The organism is Rathayibacter sp. RFBD1 (assembly GCF_002932915.1).
In the GTDB taxonomy this organism is placed as follows: domain Bacteria; phylum Actinomycetota; class Actinomycetes; order Actinomycetales; family Microbacteriaceae; genus Rathayibacter.
On record NZ_PSWQ01000026.1, the window covers coordinates 29,609 to 47,632 of the forward strand.

Below are 18,024 nucleotides of genomic sequence, written 5' to 3' on the forward strand. Positions count from 1 at the left end.
GTCGGAGTCCCGGGCGGACGAGGGCCGAGAGCGGCCGCCGAGGCGCCCTGAGCGGATCGGGTCAGCACCCGATCGGATCGGGACAGCCCGCCTCCCGCGCCGCCGGGAGGCTGGAGCCATGACAGACACCGAGCTCCTCGCCCACTCCGCACCCGGCTCCCTCGCCGGGCGCCATGCCCTCGTCACCGGATCCTCGAGCGGGATCGGCGCGGCCATCGCCCGCCGCCTCGCCGGGGCCGGCGCTCACGTCCTCGTGCACGGACGCGACCCCGAGCGGGTCGGGTCCGTCGTCCGCGGCATCCGCGCCGACGGGGGCACCGCCTCCGCGCTCGTCGCCGACCTCGCGGGCACGCCGGAGGAGACCCGTGCCGTCGCCGCCCGGGCGCTGACCCTCCTCGACGGGCGGATCGACGTCCTCGTCAACAACGCCGGAGTGTTCCCGGTGGGGCCGACCGCCGACCTCAGCGACGCCGACGTCGAGTCCCTCCTCACCACGAACATCCGCGTGCCGCACCAGCTCGTCGCGGCGATCGCCCCGGCCATGGCCGAGCGCGGGAGCGGAGTGGTCGTCAACATCACCTCGTGGATGGGACGGGTGGGAACGCCCGGGACCGCGCTCTACCCCGCGACCAAGGCGGCGCTGGAGCACCTCACGCGGGCGTGGGCGGCCGAGTACGGCCCGAGCGGCGTGCGCGTGGTCGCCGTCGCGCCCGGCGCGACCCTCACGCCCGGCAACGAGCACGCCGCGGCGATCCTGGAGCAGATGACCGCGTCCGCCCCCGCCGGCCGGCCCGGGCGTCCGGACGAGATCGCCCTGGCCGTGCGCTGGCTCGTCTCGGACGAGGCCTCGTACGTCCACGGCACGACGCTCGACGTCGACGGAGGCATCGTCGGCGCCCGCGTCTGACGCCGCGGCACGCGCCGCTCGGAGTCCCCGCGACAGCGCCCGCCGCTCAGTGGATCTGGACGAGCGGCCCGGGGTGGAGCGCTGCGTCGGCCGCGGGGGTCGTCTCGTAGGCGCGGCGGTAGTCGCGCCCGAAGTGCGACGCGCTCGCGTAGCCGACCGCGGCCGCGGCCTGCGCGGCGGTGTCGCCCCGGACCAGGAGCAGCCTCCTGGCCTCCCCGAGGCGGAGCCGCCGCAGGTAGCCCAGCGGCGACATCCCGGTCAGCTCGCGGAAGCGGCGGGTGAGTGTGGGCACGCTGGTGCCCGCCTCCGCGGCGAGCGCGCCGAGGGTCCATCCGCGCGACAGCGACGCGCTCATCGCCTCGACCGCACGGGAGACGGCCTCCGAGCGGACGGTGCTGGACGCGGCCAGCAGCCGGGGCGCCTGGTCCGTCTGCAGCAGCCGCAGCACGAGCTCGCGCGTGATCGCGGGGGCCAGCACCGGGATGTCGGCGGGGGCGTCGAGCAGACGGAAGAGTCGGCGCAGCGAGTCGGCCATCTCCTCCGTGACCGTGCCGATCCGCGGGGCGGGAGCCCGCGGGGCCGTCCGGGGGGCGAGCGCCGCGATCTCGGCCACCACGAGCGGGTCGAGACGCCAGTTGGCCGACAGGAAGTCGCCGCGGTCGCCGGTCTCCACGACGGCCGCGACCACCGGCAGATCGACGGGGGTGATCAGGAAGCGGCCGGCGCCCCACCGCTCGTCGGAGTCGCCGACCACCGAGCGCTTCCGGCCGGCCAGCACCAGGCTGAGGGTCGGCGGGAACCGGGTGTAGACGAGCTCGGTCGGAGCGGTCACCCGGTGCAGGCGCAGGGCGAGCGCGGCGGCGCGCTCGGGGTGCCCGACGTGGCGCCGGGTGAGCTCGGCCGCCTGCTCGAGAGCGTCGAGGACCTCGCGCGTCATCTGCGCCCCCACGGAGCGGCGGGCCGTTCGCACCCGGCCCCTCGCGTTCGGATCGCGGTCATCGTGCGCTCCCCTGCGGATCCTCCGCCGGCGAATCCGGGCCGCTCGGCTGCTCGGTCCACGGGTCGAGGCGCGGCCGTCAGGACGCGGGAGCCTCGATGCGCGGGAAGAGCGCGGCGAGCGTCCCGACGGTCGTGCCGACGGGGAGGACCCCCCACCGGCCCGCCTCGCGGATCGGCTGCGCGGTGAGGGCGCCGAGCGACTCCGTCACGCCGAGCGCCTCCCAGAGGGACGCCGTCGCGCGCGGCACGACCGGCGAGAGCAGCACGGCCAGGGCGCGGAGCCCCTCCGTCGCGGTGTAGAGCACCGTGCCGAGGCGCTCGCGCTCCTCGCGCTTGGCGAGTGCCCACGGCTCCTGCTCGGTGATGTAGCCGTTGAGCTCCTCGACGATGCTCCACACGGCGGTGATCGCATCGTGGATCGCGAGCGCGTCGATCGACCGGTCGGCCGACGCGGCGGCCTCGGCGACGATGCGCTGCACGCGCTCCTCCGCCTCGGTCGGCTCGCCCGGCGCAGGCACGACGCCGTCGTAGTAGCGGTGCAGCATCGCGACGACCCGCGAGGCGAGGTTGCCGAAGCCGTTCGCGAGCTCGGACTGGTAGCGCGCCGACAGGTCCTCCCATGAGAACGAGCCGTCCTGGCCGAAGGTGATGGCCCGGAGGAAGTAGTAGCGGAAGGCGTCGGAGCCGAAGGTGTCGGTGATCTGCTCGGGCGCGATGCCGGTGAGCTTCGACTTCGACATCTTCTCGCCGCCGACCAGCAGCCAGCCGTGGCCGAACACCTGCCGGGGGACCTCGAGGCCCGCGGCCATGAGCATGGCGGGCCAGATCACCGCGTGGAACCGCAGGATGTCCTTGCCGACGATGTGGGTCGCCGGCCAGCGGCGCTCGAACTCCGCCTCGTCCTGGCCGTAGCCGACCGCGGTGATGTAGTTGAGCAGCGCGTCGAACCAGACGTAGACCACGTGCGAGTCGTCCCACGGGACCTTCACGCCCCAGTCGAAGCTGGAGCGCGAGATCGACAGGTCGGCCAGGCCCTGGCGGACGAAGCTCACGACCTCGTTGCGCGCCGACTCGGGCTGGACGAAGTCGGGCCGCTCCTCGTAGAGCGCGAGCAGCCGCTCGGTGTACTCGCTCATCTTGAAGAAGTAGTTCTTCTCCTTCAGCAGCTCGACCGGCTTCGAGTGGATCTTGCAGACGTACTGGCCGTCGTAGTCGCCGGTGCCCTCCTCGAGGTCGGACAGCTGCTTGTACTCCTCGCAGCCCACGCAGTAGTAGCCCTCGTACTCGCCGGTGTAGATGGCGTCCTCGTCGTACAGCTTCTGCAGGAACTTCTGGACGTTGACCTCGTGCCGCGCGTCCGTGGTGCGGATGAAGTCGTCGTTGGCGATGTCGATGGTCTCGAGCAGCGGCTGCCACGCGGTCCTCACGAGGCGGTCGGCCCACTCCTGGGGGGTCGTGCCGTTGGCGGTGGCGGTGCGGAGGATCTTCTGGCCGTGCTCGTCGGTGCCGGTCAGCAGCCAGGTGTCGTCGCCCGCCTGGCGGTGCCAGCGGGTGAGCACGTCGGCGGCGACCTCGGTGTACGCGTGCCCGATGTGCGGGACGTCGTTCACGTAGAAGATCGGGGTCGTGAGGTAGAAGGAGGCGCCGTCGGACATGGCGACCATCCTATTCACCGCGGGGCACCGCTCCCGGCGTGTGACGGAGGCCGTGGACGACCGGCCGCGGGCGCCGTCTGGGAGGGAGCTCTCAGCCGCGGCGGGAGGCGAGCGCCGCCTCGTAGAGAGCGCGGCGCGAGAGCCCCGTGATCTCGGCGACCTCGGCCGACGCCTCCTTGAGCCGCGATCCGGCCTGGACGCGGGCCAGCACGTCGGCCAGCGCGTCCTCCAGCGACGCCTCCCGCGCGGGGGCTCCCTCGACGACCAGGCAGATCTCGCCGCGCAGGCCGTCGGCCGCCCACTCGGCCAGCTCGGCCGCCGTGCCGCGCCGGACCTCCTCGAACATCTTGGTGAGCTCGCGGCAGACGACGACGCGCCGCTCCGGGCCCATCGCCTCGACCAGGTCGGCGAGCGCGTCGCCGATCCGGTGCGGGGACTCGAAGAAGACCATGGTGCGGCGCTCGTCGACGAGCGCCCGGAAGGTCGAGACCCGCTCGCCGTGCCGGCGGGGCAGGAACCCCTCGAAGCTGAAGCGATCCGTCGGGAGCCCGGACACGGCGAGCGCCATGAGCACCGCCGAGGGACCGGGCAGCGCGGTGACCGCGACTCCCGCCGCCACCGCCGCCTCGACCAGGTGGTAGCCCGGGTCCGAGACCGTGGGCATGCCAGCATCGCTCAGCACGAGCAGGTCCTCCTCGCGGGCCAGCTCCACCAGCTCGGCGGCGCGCTCGCGCTCGTTGTGGTCGTGCAGGGCGTAGAGGGCGGGCCGGTTCTCGACGCCCAGGGCGCGCATCAGCTGGATGGTCACGCGCGTGTCCTCGGCGGCGACGTGGCGGGCGGAGCCCAGCGCCTCCACGAGCCGGCGGGAGGCGTCGCCGAGGTTTCCGATGGGAGTGCCGGCGAGGATGATCATGCCGCCAGTCTCCCAGGCCGGGTCCGGGGCCTCCCGCCGCGGATCGCCGCCGTCCCGGGAGGAGGCGCTCCGTTAGCATGGCCGGGTGACGGACCGACCGCAGCGCGACTTCGACGACCTGCTCCTGGACGCGGCGGGATCGGCGCGCTCGGTCCCGGTGGAGCCCGCCGAGGCGTCCGCACCGCGCGAGCGCACCCCGCTCCCGGACGTGCCGCGCGGCTCCTGGTTCGACGACCTGCACACCCGGCTCGTCGCCTCCCCCGCGCGCCGCCGGCTGTACGAGCTCGGACTGCCGCTGCTGGTGGTCGCACTGGCCGCGGTGCTGCGGCTGTGGAACCTCGGCCACCCGCGCTCGCTCGTGTTCGACGAGACCTTCTACGTGAAGGACGCCTGGACCCTCTGGAACCTCGGGTTCGAGGGCGCCTGGCCCGAGAACCCGGACCCCGGCTTCGCGGCCGGCGACGTGGACACCTTCACGGGGGCGCCGTCCTTCGTGGTGCATCCGCCGCTGGGCAAGTGGATCATCGGGCTCGGGATGGGCGTGTTCGGCGCGGACGACAGCGTCGGCTGGCGCGTCGCGACCGCCGTCGTGGGGATCCTCGCCGTCGCGCTGGTGATCGTGATCGGCCGCCTCCTGTTCCGCTCCACCCTCCTCTCCTCCTTCGCGGGGCTGATGCTCGCGCTCGACGGCCACGCGATCGTGATGTCGCGGGTGTCGCTCCTGGACGGGATCCTGATGTTCGTCGCGCTCTGCGGGGTCGCGGCGGTGCTGCTGGACCGGCGCTGGGCCGAGCTGCAGCTGGCGCGGAAGGTGGCGGCGGGAGCGCTGCCGAGCTGGGGGCCGGTCCTGTGGTGGCGGCCCTGGCTGCTCGCGGCCGGCGTGCTCTTCGGCCTGGCCGCGGGCGTGAAGTGGACGGGCGTCTACTTCCTCGCGGCGTACGGCGTGTACGCGGTGGTCGTCGACGCGCTGATGCGGCGCCGCGCGGGCGTGCCGTTCTGGGGCAGCGGCGCGATCCTCAAGCAGGGTCCGGTCACCTTCCTCCTGGTCGTGCCGATCGCCCTGATCGCCTACCTCATCACCTGGACGGGCTGGCTGCGCACCTCCGGCGGATGGGCCCGGCAGTGGGCGTCAGAGGCCCCCGGCAACGCCTGGACCGGGGCTCTGGCGTGGGTGCCGGACTGGGCGCAGAGCCTCTGGCACTACCACGTGCAGATGTACGACTACTCGATCAACCTGCGGGCCTCGCACCCCTACGAGGCGAACCCGCTCACCTGGCTGCTCATGCTCCGGCCGACCAGCATGTACTTCGTCGACCAGGCGACGGGCGTCGACGGCTGCTCCGCCGCACGCTGCGACGAGGCGATCACCTCGGTCGCCAATCCGCTCATCTGGTACGCCGGGGTCCTGGCGCTGGTGTACCTCCTCTACCGGCTCGCGCGGTACCGGGAGTGGCGCGCCGGCTTCGTGCTGATGGGGATCGTCGCGGGCTACCTGCCGTGGCTGCTCTACCTCGACCGCACGGTGTTCCAGTTCTACTGCGTCGTCTTCGAGCCCTACATGATGCTGGCGCTGGCGCTGACGGCCGGGATCGTGATCGGGAGTCCGGGCGACGAGCGGAGGCGGCGCACCCGGGGCGTCCTCGTGGTGCTCGTCTTCGCGGTGGCGGCGGCGGCGCTGACGGCCTACTTCCTGCCGCTCTGGATCGGCGCGCAGACGTCCTTCCCCTTCTGGCAGGCCCACATGTGGCTGCCCTCGTGGGTCTGATCCGGCGGCTGGGCCCGGGAGTCGCGGCCTGCGCCGTCTCGGCGGTGATCGCGGCCCTGCTGCACGCGACGGTGCCGGCAGTGCCGATGCTGACCGCGGCGGTCGCGCTCGGGATCCTCGTGGCGCAGCTGCCCGCGGCGCGCCCCCTGCTGAGCGGGGCGCTGGCGCCGGGCCTGAGGTTCTCGTCCCGCTCGCTGATGCGCACCGGCATCGTCCTGCTCGGGCTGAAGCTCTCTCTGATCGACATCGCTGCGCTGGGCTGGGGCGCGATCCTGGTCGTCGTCGGGATCGTCCTGGCCACCTTCGGCCTGACCTGGGCGCTGGGCCGGGCGCTCCGGCTGCCCGGGCAGGAGCCGCTGCTGCTCGCGGCGGGCTTCTCGATCTGCGGGGCCTCGGCGATCGGCGCGATGGCCGGAGCGACCCGGGCGAAGGAGCAGGAGCAGGCGACGCCGGTCGCGCTGGTGACGCTCTGCGGCACGCTCGCGATCGCGGTGCTCCCCGCCCTGCAGCAGCCGCTCGGGCTCTCCGACGTGCAGTTCGGGCACTGGGTCGGCGCCTCGGTGCACGACGTGGGCCAGGTCGTGGCGACGGCCCAGGTGGCGGGAGCGTCGGCGCTGGCCGTGGCGGTCGTGGTGAAGCTCACCCGAGTGGTCATGCTGGCGCCGATGGTCGCGGTGGCGGCGGCGGTCACGAGGCGCCGAGGCGGGACCGGCGGGACGCGGCCGGCGATCGTGCCGCTGTTCGTGGTCGGGTTCCTCGCCGCGGTGCTGCTGCGCACGCTCCTCCCCCTGCCGGAGGGACTGCTCGCCGCCGCCGACACCGCGCAGACCTGGCTCCTCGCCGCGGCGCTCTTCGCGCTCGGCAGCGCCGTCCGGGTGCGCGCGCTCGTGACGACGGGGTGGCGTGCTCTCCTCGTCGCCCTGGTCTCGTGGGCGGCGATCGCGGCGATGGGACTCGCCGCGGTGCAGCTGGCGCTCTGATCGGCGCTCCGATCCGCTCGACCGCTCTGTCGCGCACGGTCGCTCTGCACTGCCGGGCCGCTCTGTTACGCGATGCGTCGCTCCGGCGCGGCGGTGTCGGCGGCTCCCGCTAGCGTCGATCGCATGGCAGATCGTGAGTACGGCTTCAAGACGCGTGCGATCCACGCGGGCAACATCCCCGACGCGGTGACGGGCGCCCGCGCTCTGCCGATCTACCAGACCAGCGCCTTCGTCTTCGACGACACCTCCGACGCCGCGGCCCGCTTCGCGCTGCAGAAGTACGGCAACGTCTACTCGCGCCTGTCGAACCCCACGGTCGCCTCCTTCGAGGAGCGCGTCGCGAGCCTCGAGGGCGGCCTCGGCGCCGTCGCCACGGCCTCCGGGCTCTCGGCGCAGTTCATCACCTTCGCGGCGCTCGTCGGCGCGGGCGACCACGTGGTGTCCTCCGCCAACCTCTACGGCGGATCGATCACCCAGCTCGACGTCACGCTCCGCCGTTTCGGAGTGGACACCACCTTCGTCCGCTCGAGCGACCCGGCCGACTACGCGGCGGCGATCACCGAGAAGACCAAGGTGCTCTACGCCGAGACGATCGCGAACCCCTCCGGCGAGATCGCCGACATCGAGGGCCTCGCCGCGGTCGCGCACGCCGCCGGCATCCCGCTGATCATCGACTCCACGGTCGCCACGCCCTACCTCGTCCGCCCGATCGAGTGGGGCGCCGACATCGTCATCCACTCGGCCACCAAGTTCCTCGGCGGACACGGCACCACGCTCGGCGGCGTCGTCGTCGAGTCGGGGCGCTTCCACTACTCCCCCGAGAAGTTCCCGCTGCTGCACGACCCGGTGGCCTCCTACGGGGACCTGTCGTGGGACGGCAACTTCGGGGAGTACGGCTTCCTCACGCGCCTGCGCGCGGAGCAGCTGCGCGACATCGGGCCGGTCCTCGCTCCGCACTCCGCGTTCCTGCTCGCCCAGGGCGTCGAGACGCTGCCGTACCGGATCCAGGCGCACGTCGACAACGCGCGCCGCGTCGCCGAGTGGCTCGACGCCGACCCCCGCATCGAGGCCGTCTACTGGGCCGGGCTGCCCGCGCACCCGCACCACGACCGCGCGCAGAAGTACCTGCCGAAGGGACCGGGCTCGGTCTTCAGCTTCGTGGTCAAGGGCGGCCGCGCCGTCGGCCAGACCTTCATCGAATCGGTCGACCTCGCCAGCCACCTCGCCAACATCGGCGACGCCAAGACGCTGGTGATCCACCCCGCCTCGACCACCCACGCCCAGCTCACCGAGGACCAGCTCCTCCACGCGGGCGTCCTCCCCGGACTCGTCCGCCTCTCCGTCGGCATCGAGGACGCGGACGACATCATCTACGATCTCGACCAGGCGCTCGCCCGCGCGGTCGAGGAGCACGGCACCCCCGACGCTCCGACCGAGCTCCCCGAGGACACGACCACCACCCTGCACACCCCGGCCGTGGAGGTCTGAGCATGAGCACCACCGACACCGCCGACACGGTCGTCCAGCTGTCCAACGGGCTGAGCTGCTCGGTCCCGGCGAACTCGCCGCTGGCGAAGATGCTGCGCTCGCAGCGCACCTGGGTGGGCCCCGACGCCCGCAGGCGACTCGACATCCTCCGCCGCGCGAGGACCGTGGCGATCGTCGGCGCCTCGCCGAACCCGGCCCGCTCCTCCTACTTCGTCGCCACCTACCTGCATCAGTCGAGCGATTACGAGCTCTACTTCGTGAACCCGAACGCCACCGAGATCCTGGGGCAGCCGGTCTACCGCAGCCTCGCCGAGCTCCCGGTCGTGCCCGACATCGTGGACGTGTTCCGCAAGGCGAGCGACATCCCCGCCGTGATCGACGACGTCCTCGCCGTCGGCGCGCCCACGGTCTGGGTGCAGCTGGGGATCTGGAACCAGGAGGCGGCCGAGTACGGCGAGTCGAAGGGCCTGACCGTCGTGATGGACCGCTGCATCAAGGTCGAGCACGCCCGCTTCCACGGCGGCCTGCACCTGCTCGGCTTCGACACCGGCCAGATCTCGGCGCGCAAGACGCTGCGCTGATCCGCCGCCGACCCTCGTCGACGCCGGATCTCCGTGGCTCTTCGTCGCGGGCGCGGCTCGGGCGGCGCACTCCGCCGGCCCCGGCGTAGTCTCAGTGGATGAGCGCCTACGTCTCCGTCCTCGACCTGTTCAGCGTGGGGATCGGCCCGTCCAGCTCGCACACCGTCGGACCGATGCGCGCCGCCCTCGCCCTCGCCGAGCGGATCCGCGACGCCGGGCTCCTCGGCCGCGTGAGCCGGGTGGGATGCACCCTCTACGGCTCGCTCGGCTCCACCGGGATCGGCCACGGCACCCCCGACGCGGTGGTCGCCGGTCTCGCCGGCCTGGACCCCGAGACGTGCGACCCGGCGCTGGTGCGCGGGGCATGGCAGCGCCTCGACGCGGAGGGGACGATCCTGCTGGCCGGCGAGCAGCGCCTCGCGATGACGCGCGGCGACGTCGTCTTCGAGCCGCGCACGAGGCTGCCGGAGCACCCGAACGCCCTCACCTTCAGCGTCTGGGTCGGCGACGACGCGCTGCCGGTGTGGGAGGAGACCTACTACTCGATCGGCGGCGGCTTCATCCGGCGCGCGGGCGAGCGTGCCGAGCTGGCTGCCCTGGCCCCGCACCCCTACCCCTTCGTCTCCGGGCTCGACCTGCTGGCGACCTGCGACCGGACCCGCTCCGGCATCGCCGAGATCGCCGCCGCGAACGAGCGCGCTCTGCACCCCGGGGTCGACATCGACGCCCGCCTCGACGCGATCTGGGACGCCATGGCCGCCTGCGTCGAGCACGGCCTGGCGACCGACGGCGTGCTGCCGGGCGGCCTGGGCGTCCGCCGCCGGGCCTCGGTGCTCCGCGAGCGGCTCGAGGCCTTCGAGGAGGATCCGCTCGACCGCGCCCGCGCGACCTCGGTGGAGTGGCTCCACGCCTTCGCCCTCGCGGTGAACGAGGAGAACGCCGCAGGCGGGCGCGTCGTGACGGCTCCGACGAACGGAGCGGCGGGCATCATCCCCGCCGTCGGGCACTACTACCTCCGCTTCGTCCCGGGCGCCGACCGCGCGGGGCTGCGCCGCTTCCTCCTCACCGCCACCGCGATCGGCTCGCTCTGCAAGACGAACGCCTCGATCTCCGGTGCGGAGGCGGGCTGCCAGGGCGAGGTCGGCTCGGCCTGCGCGATGGCTGCCGGAGCGCTCTGCGCGGTGCTCGGCGGCAGTCCGCGCCAGGTCGAGAACGCGGCCGAGATCGCGATGGAGCACCACCTCGGACTGACCTGCGACCCGGTCGGCGGCCTCGTGCAGATCCCGTGCATCGAGCGGAACGCGATCGCCTCCTCCACCGCGGTGAGCGCAGCCCGCCTCGCGCTGCACGGCGACGGCGACCACCGCGTCTCGCTCGACGCGGTCATCGAGACGATGCGCCAGACCGGCATCGACATGTCGTCGAAGTACAAGGAGACGAGCGAGGGCGGCCTCGCGGTCAACGTCATCGAGTGCTGAGCGCCCGTGGCGTCCGTGACCGTGCGTGACGCACGGGGGCGCACATGTCGGCGGTCGCGCCTACCGTGGGGCGGGTGAGCACCTCCTCCGCCCCGTACCTCGCCCGGCCGATCGTCTCGACCCAGTGGCTCGCCGACCAGCTCGGCCGCGAGCACCTCGTCGTCGTCGACGCCAGCGTGCTGCTCGTGCCCGGCTTCGACGGGCGGCCCGGCTACCTGAGCGGCGACGAGCAGTACCTTCTCGAGGGGCATGTCCCCGGCGCCGTGTTCGGCGACCTGCTCGAGCAGCTGTCCGATCCGGCGGCTCCCCTGCCCTTCACCCGGCTCGACCCGGAGCGCTTCGCCGCCGCGACGGCCGCGCTCGGCATCGACGACGACTCGGTGGTCGTCGTGTACGACTCCGCGGTCGGCCAGTGGGCCTCGCGCCTGTGGTGGCTGCTGCGCTCGGCCGGGCACGACGCCGTCGCGGTGCTCGACGGCGGGCTCCCGGCCTGGCGGCGGGAGGAGCGCCCGATCGAGACGGGGCATGTCGAGCCCGCCGTGAGCGGCGGCATCAGCGTGCGCGAGGAGCGGCCGCTCTGGATCGACAAGGCCGGCGTCGAGAGCGTCGTGCGCGGCGAGGCTCCCGGGGCGCTGGTCTGCGCGGTCCCGCCGAAGGAGTTCACCGGGGAGGAGGGGCGCCGACCCCGCCTCGGACACCTGCCGGGCTCGCGGAGCGTCCCCGCCGGGCGGCTCGTCGACCGGGCCGACAACACGCTCCTGCCGCCGGAGCGGCTGCGGTCGCTGTTCGGAGACGCTCTCCAGGCCGAGCGGATCGTCCTCTACTGCGGCGGCGGGATCGCCGCGACGGCCGATGCGCTCGCCCTGGCGGTGCTCGGAGTCCGCACGGCGGTCGTCTACGACGGCTCGCTCAACGAGTGGGCCGCCGACCCCGAGGCGCCGCTGGTGGTCACGGCCGCGTGAGCAGCTCCTCCGGGAGGCGGGTCGTCGGCAGGGCGCAGACGAAGGCCTCGCAGGAGTAGGCGGTCGGCAGCCCCTCCCGCGAGATCCGCCCCTCGAACAGCTCGAAGCCCGCGTCCGCCCAGTCCCGGGCGCCCTCGTCGGACACGCCGACCAGCACGTTGATCCCGGCGGACCGCGCGCCCTGCACCGCCTCCGCCGCGCCGGGGCCCACGACGACCAGCTGCCGCACCGGGCGAGCCAGCCGCGAAGCGAGCCCGAGCACGGCGCCGAAGCCCATCGGCCGGCGGACCGCGCCCGGAGCGATCGAGGCGACGACCGCCTCGGCCGCCTCCCGGTAGCGCTGCGATCCGGTGAGCAGGTACAGCTCGTGCGCCGCGTCCGCCGTCGCCGACAGGCCGGAGGGGTAGGCGCCCTCGGAGGGATCGGCCGCGAGCAGGAGTCCCCGCGCGGTCAGCGCCGGGTCCCCTCCCCCGGGCAGCGCGAACGGCAGCGGGCCGTCGGCCGCGTCGAGCGCGCCGTCGATCAGGGTGCGCGCGACGACCGCGTAGCGCGGACGGCCCTCCGCCAGGGCGAGCTCGAGGAGCCCGCCGGCCAGCATCCCGAGGTCCTCCAGCGCCGGGCGGGCCGCCGAGACGGCACCGTCGAGGGAGGCGCGCACCGCGACGCGGCCGTCGACGAGGTGCCGCTGCAGCACCGCGTCCGCCGCGCGCCGGGCGGCGTCGATCCACTCCTCCCGTCCGAGCACGCGTCCGGCGCGGGCGAGCGCGCGGATCGCCAGGCCGTTCCAGCCGGTGACGACCTTCTCGTCGAGAGCGGGAGGCGCGAGGCGGGACCGGTCCTCGGCGAGGTAGTAGCCGCCCTCCGAGCGCTGGCCGTCGACGATGCTCTCCGAGTCCTGCGCCGATGCGAAGCCGCCGCCCGGCCGCTCGAGAGTGTTCAGGAGGAACGCGGCGACGCCCTCCGCGATCCCGGTCAGCTCCTCCACCCGGGCGCCGTCGTGCCCGAGCAGGACGGCCGCGACGTCCAGCAGCTGCGCGTTGTCGTACAGCATCCGCTCGTAGTGCGGATCGCTCCAGTCGGCCTGCGTCGCGTAGCGGAAGAAACCCCCGTCGCGGTCGCGGAGCGGGGACGCGGCCAGCGCGAGCAGCGTGCGCTCGGCGAGCGCCGCTCCCGAGGGCCGCGAGGCCAGGAACCCGAGCACGGGGGCCACCGGGAACTTCGGGGCGCCGCCGAGACCGCCGTGCACCCGGTCCTCCTCGTCCTCGAGTGCGCGGACGGCGCCGTCGAGCTCGGCGTCGCCGGGCAGCGCGGAGTCGGCGGGCAGCGCCGCGGTCGCCTCGCGCAGGGCCGCGGCCAAGCCGCCCGCCGTCGCCTGCACCTCGTCGCGCCGCAGCCGCCACGCCTCCGAGACCGCGTCGAGGACGTCCGAGAAGGCGGGCACGCCGCCGACGGCGCGCGGCGGGAAGTAGGTGCCGGCGAAGAAGGTCTCGCCGGCGGGGGTGGCGAAGGCCGTCAGCGGCCAGCCGAGCTGTCGGGTGAACGCGCTCGCGGCCGTCAGGTAGGCCGTGTCGACGTCCGGGTGCTCCTCGCGGTCGACCTTCACCGCGACGAAGTCCGCGTTCAGCCGCGCGGCGAGCACCGGATCCGAGAACGATTCCCGCGCCATCACGTGGCACCAGTGGCAGGTGGAGTAGCCGATCGACACCATCACCGGGACGTCGCGGCGCACCGCCTCGGCGAACGCCTCCTCGCTCCAGGGGAACCAGTCGACCGGATTGTCCGCGTGCGAGCGGAGGTAGGGGCTGACACTGGAGCGCAGACGATCGGCCATGCGCTCCACGCTAGACGCGGGCGGAGCCTGCGGTGAGGGGGTTGCCGCGGGTCGGAGGGTCAGGAGGTCCGCGGAGCGCCGACGTCCGCGGGTCTCCCCCGCCGTAGGGCCACCCGACCGCTCAGCGCTCGAAGAACCAGCCCGACGGCCGCTCCGTGCCGCGCACGACCGTGCCGCCTCCGCCGCTCCCGCCGCGACGGCCCACCGCCAGGTAGGCGAGGCTGCCGATGAACGGCGCGATCACGATGAACGCCACCCAGGAGACCTTCGCGACCTTCGAGAGCCTCGGGTTCGACAGCACGCCCCGGATCGCGAAGAGCAGCAGCACGATGTTCAGCACGACCAGCAGGGACTGCGGATTCATCGGGGTGCTCCACGGGATCGTGCGCCGCGGTCGACCGGCGCCGGAGCGCCCGACCGGGCAGGGTGGCCCGCGATGTTTCACGAGACAGGGCATTGTCGCACGCGGCGTAGGATGGAGGGCTCATGTCAGACGTGCTCAGCATCCGCTACCCGCCCGAACTCCCCGTGTCGGCGCGGCGCGAGGACATCGCCGCCGCGATCCGCGGCCACCAGGTGGTCATCGTCGCCGGCGCGACCGGATCGGGCAAGACGACCCAGCTGCCGAAGATCTGCCTGGAGCTCGGCCGCGAGAGCATCGCGCACACGCAGCCCCGGCGCATCGCCGCGCGCACCATCGCCGAGCGCATCGCGGAGGAGCTCGACGACGAGGTCGGCGGGCTGGTCGGCTACCAGGTCCGGTTCACCGACAAGGCGTCCGCCTCGACGCGGATCAAGCTGATGACCGACGGCATCCTGCTCAACGAGATGAACCACGACCGGATGCTCAGCCGGTACGACACGATCATCATCGACGAGGCGCACGAGCGCAGCCTCAACATCGACTTCCTCCTGGGCTACCTGCACCGCCTGCTGCCGCAGCGCCCCGACCTGAAGGTGATCATCACCTCGGCGACGATCGACCCGCAGAGCTTCGCGGCCCACTTCGCCGACGCCGCCGGCGAGCCCGCGCCGATCATCGAGGTCTCCGGCCGCACCTACCCGGTCGAGATCCGCTACCGCCCGCTGGTCGCCGAGGAACCGGAGGAGGACGACGACACCGACGTCCCCGACGCGACGAGCGGCAGCCGCGACCTGATGACCGGCATCGCCGACGCCCTGGCCGAGTTGGCGCGCGAGGATCCGGGCGACGTCCTGGTGTTCCTCTCGGGCGAGAACGAGATCCGCGACGCCGAGGACGCCATCCGGGGCCGGAACCTGCCGGGCACCGAGGTGCTCCCCCTCTACGGGCGCCTGTCGGCGGCCGATCAGCACCGCGTCTTCGAGAAGGGGCGCACCCCCGGCGTCCGCCGCCGCGTCGTGCTCGCGACCAACGTGGCGGAGACGAGCCTCACCGTCCCCGGGATCCGCTACGTGATCGACGGCGGCACGGCCCGCATCTCGCGCTACAGCGCGCGCTCGAAGGTGCAGCGGCTGCCGATCGAGGCGGTGTCGCAGGCCTCCGCGAACCAGCGCTCCGGCCGCTCGGGACGCACCAGCGCGGGCATCGCGATCCGCCTCTACTCCGAGGAGGACTACCTCCGCCGCCCCGAGTACACCGATCCCGAGATCCTGCGCACGGGCCTGGCCGCGGTCATCCTGCAGATGATCTCGCTCGGACTGGGCGACATCGCCTCGTTCCCGTTCCTCACTCCGCCCGACTCCCGCGGCATCAAGGACGGCCTCGACCTGCTCACGGAGCTCGGCGCCCTCCGCGTCCCCGGCTCCCCCTCCGCCGCCTCCGCTGCTCCACGAGACGCCGCCCCGGTACGCGGCACGCCGCCGAGCGCGCACTCGAGCGGCGTCCCGCGCAAGGGGCTGGAGGCCGCGCCGCAGCTCACGCGCATCGGGCGCGACCTCGCTCGGCTCCCCATCGATCCGCGCTTCGGCCGGATGGTGATCGAGTCGCGCCTCCACGGCGTCAGCCGCGAGGTGATGGCGATCGTCGCGGGCCTCACGATCCAGGACGTCCGCGAGCGCCCTCTCGAGCGCCGCGCGCAGGCCGACCAGCAGCACGCGCGCTTCGTCGATCCCACCAGCGACTTCCTCACCCTGCTGAACCTCTGGAACTACGTGGAGGAGAAGCAGGAGGAGCTCTCCTCGAGCGCCTTCCGGCGCCTGTGCAAGGCCGAGTACCTCAACTACCTGCGCGTGCGCGAGTGGCAGGACGTGTTCCGCCAGCTGCGCCAGCTCGCGCGCCCCCTCAAGCTCGAGCTGGGCGAGCCGAAGGTCGACCCCGACGGGATCCACCGGAGCCTCCTGGCCGGCCTGCTCTCGCACCTGGGCATCAAGGACACCACCTCGCAGCAGGCGCAGCGCGCGGCGAAGAGCCGCGAGCGCCAGAACGTGCAGTACATCGGCGCCCGCAACGCGAAGTTCTCGATCTTCCCCGGCAGTGCCCTGGCCAAGAAGCTCCCCGACGCGGTGATGAGCGCCGAGCTGGTCGAGACCAGCCGCCTCTTCGCCCGCTCGAACGCCGCGATCGATCCGGCCTGGGCCGAGGCGATCGCGGGCGACCTCGTGAAGCGGCAGTTCAGCGAGCCGCACTGGGAGAAGTCGCAGGGCGCGGCCGTCGCCTACGAGAAGGTCACGCTCTACGGCGTGCCGATCATCGCCCGCCGCCGCGTCCAGTTCTCGCGGATCGACGCCTCGTACGCCCGCGAGCTGTTCATCCGGCACGCCCTCGTCGAGGGCGAGTGGGAGTCGCGCCACGCCTTCGACCGCAAGAACCGGGCCCTGCGGGCCGAGCTCGAGCGGCTGGAGGAGCGCACGCGCCGTCGCGACCTGCTCGTCGACGACGAGGCCGTGTTCGACTTCTACGACCGCCGACTCCCCCGCGACATCACCTCGGTGCGCTCGTTCGACTCCTGGTGGCGGACGACCCAGCACGACGAGCCCGACCTGCTGACGATGACGCAGGAGACGCTCCTCCCCGAGGACGCGGAGCAGATCGACGAGACCGCGTTCCCCACGCAGTGGCGCCAGGCCGACCAGCGCTTCCGCCTCTCGTACCGGTTCGAGCCGGGGACGGAGGAGGACGGAGTGACGGTGCACGTGCCGCTCGCGCTCCTGCCCCGCGTGACGCCCCTCGGCTTCGACTGGCTGGTGCCGGGACTCCGGGCCGAGCTGGTCACCGCGATGATCAAGGCGCTGCCCAAGCACCTGCGCCGGAACGTGGTGCCCGCGAACGACTGGGCGCGCAAGCTCACCGCGTCCCTGCCGCACGACGTGCCGAACCCGCCGACGGAGTCGTTCGCGGCGACCCTGGCCGGAGCGATCCGCCGCGAGGCCGGCGTGGTGGTGCAGCCCGAGGACTTCGACCTCGAGCGCATCCCCTCGCACCTGCGGGTCACCTTCGCCGTCGCCGACGAGCGGGGGCGCACGGTCGCCGCCGGCAAGGAGCTCGCCCCGCTGGCCGAGCGCCTGCGCGGTCGGGTCCGCGACGAGGTCGCCCGCGTGGTCGAGGCCCGGGTCCCCGACGCGCTCGAGCGCCGGGGCCTGAAGACCTGGGACATGCCGGAGCTGCCCCGCGTCACCGACACCCGGCAGGGCGGGAACACCATCCGCGCCTACCCCGCCCTGATCGACGACGGCGACTCGGTCTCGATCCGCCTGCTGGCCACGGCCGAGGACCAGGCGCGCGAGCACCCGAGAGGCGTCCGCCGCCTCCTCCTGCTCGCGACGCCGAGCCCCGTCGCCTACGTGCAGCAGCACCTCACCTCGAACGAGAAGCTCGTGCTCGCGCAGAGCCCGTACCAGAACACGACCGCGCTCTTCACCGACTGCCTGCTCGCCTGCGTCGACGCGGTCCTCTGGCGGATGAAGCCCGACGGGATGCTCTTCCTCCGCGCCGAGTTCGACGCCGTGCGCGACCGGGTCTCGGCGAGCGTCATGGACGCGATGTTCGAGACCGTGAAGACGGTCACGACGATCCTCACCACCGCCCGGGGCGTCGAGAAGGCGCTCAAGGCCTCGACGAGCATGGCGCTCCTGCCCGCCCTCACGGATGCGCGGGAGCAGCTCTCCGGCCTGGTCTACCCGGGCTTCGTCTCGGCGACCGGAGTGGAGCGGCTGCGGCACCTCCCGCGCTACCTCGGCGGGATCACCGAGCGCTTCGGAAAGATCGCCGAGAACGTCGGGCGCGACCGCGTCTGGCTGAACGAGGTGCAGGCGGCCCAGGAGCTCTACCGCTCGGCAGGCGGCGTCGTGCCGCTGCCCGCGCACGCCCCGGAGCGGATCGCGCGCGCCCGCTGGATGATCGAGGAGCTGCGGGTGAGCTTCTTCGCGCAGTCGCTCGGCACCGCCGAGAGCGTGTCGCTGCAGCGGATCCGCAAGGTGCTGGCCGGCTGACGCGCCCCTCCGCCGAGGGAACCGCGACCCGTCGAGGGACCCTCGGGCAGCGGTC

Annotated in this window: 13 protein-coding genes; 8 read left to right on the top strand and 5 right to left on the bottom strand. The window is 73.4% G+C overall.

Going from position 1 to position 18,024, the window contains the following annotated elements; all coding sequences use genetic code 11:
* Positions 1-118 precede the first annotated feature (118 nt).
* Positions 119-907 (top strand): SDR family NAD(P)-dependent oxidoreductase, encoded by a 789-nt coding sequence (locus tag C5D50_RS15075; protein ID WP_104274307.1) that lies wholly within the window; start codon positions 119-121, stop codon positions 905-907.
* A gap of 46 nt (positions 908-953) precedes the next feature.
* On the opposite strand, the gene C5D50_RS15080 is transcribed toward C5D50_RS15075, so the two are convergent.
* The 3 genes from C5D50_RS15080 to rsmI form a co-directional block, all read right to left on the bottom strand.
* On the bottom strand, positions 954-1,844 hold the full coding sequence (locus C5D50_RS15080) for an AraC family transcriptional regulator (RefSeq protein ID WP_104226935.1): 891 nt from the start codon (positions 1,842-1,844) through the stop codon (positions 954-956).
* A gap of 139 nt (positions 1,845-1,983) precedes the next feature.
* A complete protein-coding gene (gene metG, locus C5D50_RS15085; protein WP_104274308.1) occupies positions 1,984-3,561 on the bottom strand; it encodes a methionine--tRNA ligase in 1,578 nt (525 codons plus the stop codon).
* A gap of 91 nt (positions 3,562-3,652) precedes the next feature.
* A complete protein-coding gene (gene rsmI / locus C5D50_RS15090; protein ID WP_104283864.1) occupies positions 3,653-4,474 on the bottom strand; it encodes a 16S rRNA (cytidine(1402)-2'-O)-methyltransferase in 822 nt (273 codons plus the stop codon).
* Between the two features lie 85 nt (positions 4,475-4,559).
* Here rsmI and C5D50_RS15095 point away from each other — a divergent pair, with 85 nt between their 5' ends.
* The 6 genes from C5D50_RS15095 to C5D50_RS15120 all read left to right on the top strand — a co-directional run bounded on the left by C5D50_RS15095 (position 4,560) and on the right by C5D50_RS15120 (position 11,728).
* Positions 4,560-6,239, top strand: coding sequence for a dolichyl-phosphate-mannose--protein mannosyltransferase (locus C5D50_RS15095; RefSeq protein ID WP_258069643.1), 1,680 nt, complete (start codon positions 4,560-4,562; stop codon positions 6,237-6,239).
* A complete protein-coding gene (locus C5D50_RS15100) occupies positions 6,230-7,219 on the top strand; it encodes a YeiH family protein (protein WP_258069644.1) in 990 nt (329 codons plus the stop codon). The genes C5D50_RS15095 and C5D50_RS15100 overlap by 10 nt, the downstream gene beginning before the upstream one ends.
* Positions 7,220-7,342: 123 nt before the next feature.
* Positions 7,343-8,707, top strand: a complete 1,365-nt coding sequence (locus tag C5D50_RS15105; RefSeq protein ID WP_104226921.1) for an O-acetylhomoserine aminocarboxypropyltransferase/cysteine synthase family protein — start codon at positions 7,343-7,345, stop codon at positions 8,705-8,707.
* Between the two features lie 2 nt (positions 8,708-8,709).
* The gene (locus tag C5D50_RS15110) at positions 8,710-9,288 is read left to right on the top strand and encodes a CoA-binding protein (protein ID WP_104283866.1); all 579 of its coding nucleotides are present in this window, start codon (positions 8,710-8,712) and stop codon (positions 9,286-9,288) included.
* Positions 9,289-9,386: 98 nt separating this feature from the next.
* Complete coding sequence (locus C5D50_RS15115; protein ID WP_104283867.1) at positions 9,387-10,766, top strand: L-serine ammonia-lyase; 1,380 nt, start codon at positions 9,387-9,389, stop codon at positions 10,764-10,766.
* A 74-nt stretch (positions 10,767-10,840) separates the two neighbouring features.
* A complete protein-coding gene (locus tag C5D50_RS15120; protein ID WP_181137359.1) occupies positions 10,841-11,728 on the top strand; it encodes a sulfurtransferase in 888 nt (295 codons plus the stop codon).
* Here the strand turns inward: C5D50_RS15120 and C5D50_RS15125 are convergent.
* Entirely contained in the window at positions 11,715-13,559 is a 1,845-nt protein-coding gene (locus C5D50_RS15125) for a thioredoxin domain-containing protein (protein WP_104283869.1), read from the bottom strand. The two genes, C5D50_RS15120 and C5D50_RS15125, sit on opposite strands and share 14 nt — an antisense overlap.
* Positions 13,560-13,680: 121 nt before the next feature.
* Entirely contained in the window at positions 13,681-13,923 is a 243-nt protein-coding gene (locus C5D50_RS15130; RefSeq protein ID WP_160033960.1) for a PLDc N-terminal domain-containing protein, read from the bottom strand.
* Between the two features lie 122 nt (positions 13,924-14,045).
* Here C5D50_RS15130 and hrpA point away from each other — a divergent pair, with 122 nt between their 5' ends.
* Positions 14,046-17,969 carry an ATP-dependent RNA helicase HrpA gene (gene hrpA / locus C5D50_RS15135; protein ID WP_104283870.1) on the top strand — a complete coding sequence of 1,308 codons (3,924 nt, stop codon included), beginning with the start codon at positions 14,046-14,048 and terminating at the stop codon, positions 17,967-17,969.
* Positions 17,970-18,024 lie beyond the last annotated feature (55 nt).

What these genes read in the sequence shown, in the direction of transcription:
- C5D50_RS15080 (WP_104226935.1), bottom strand. Translation starts at nt 1,844, where the DNA reads ATGACGCGCGAGGTCCTCGACGCTCTCGAGCAGGCGGCCGAGCTCACC.
- C5D50_RS15110 (WP_104283866.1), top strand. Translation starts at nt 8,710, where the DNA reads ATGAGCACCACCGACACCGCCGACACGGTCGTCCAGCTGTCCAACGGG.
- C5D50_RS15075 (WP_104274307.1), top strand. Translation starts at nt 119, where the DNA reads ATGACAGACACCGAGCTCCTCGCCCACTCCGCACCCGGCTCCCTCGCC.
- rsmI (WP_104283864.1), bottom strand. Translation starts at nt 4,474, where the DNA reads ATGATCATCCTCGCCGGCACTCCCATCGGAAACCTCGGCGACGCCTCC.
- metG (WP_104274308.1), bottom strand. Translation starts at nt 3,561, where the DNA reads ATGTCCGACGGCGCCTCCTTCTACCTCACGACCCCGATCTTCTACGTG.
- C5D50_RS15115 (WP_104283867.1), top strand. Translation starts at nt 9,387, where the DNA reads ATGAGCGCCTACGTCTCCGTCCTCGACCTGTTCAGCGTGGGGATCGGC.
- C5D50_RS15130 (WP_160033960.1), bottom strand. Translation starts at nt 13,923, where the DNA reads ATGAATCCGCAGTCCCTGCTGGTCGTGCTGAACATCGTGCTGCTGCTC.
- C5D50_RS15105 (WP_104226921.1), top strand. Translation starts at nt 7,343, where the DNA reads ATGGCAGATCGTGAGTACGGCTTCAAGACGCGTGCGATCCACGCGGGC.
- C5D50_RS15125 (WP_104283869.1), bottom strand. Translation starts at nt 13,559, where the DNA reads ATGGCCGATCGTCTGCGCTCCAGTGTCAGCCCCTACCTCCGCTCGCAC.
- hrpA (WP_104283870.1), top strand. Translation starts at nt 14,046, where the DNA reads ATGTCAGACGTGCTCAGCATCCGCTACCCGCCCGAACTCCCCGTGTCG.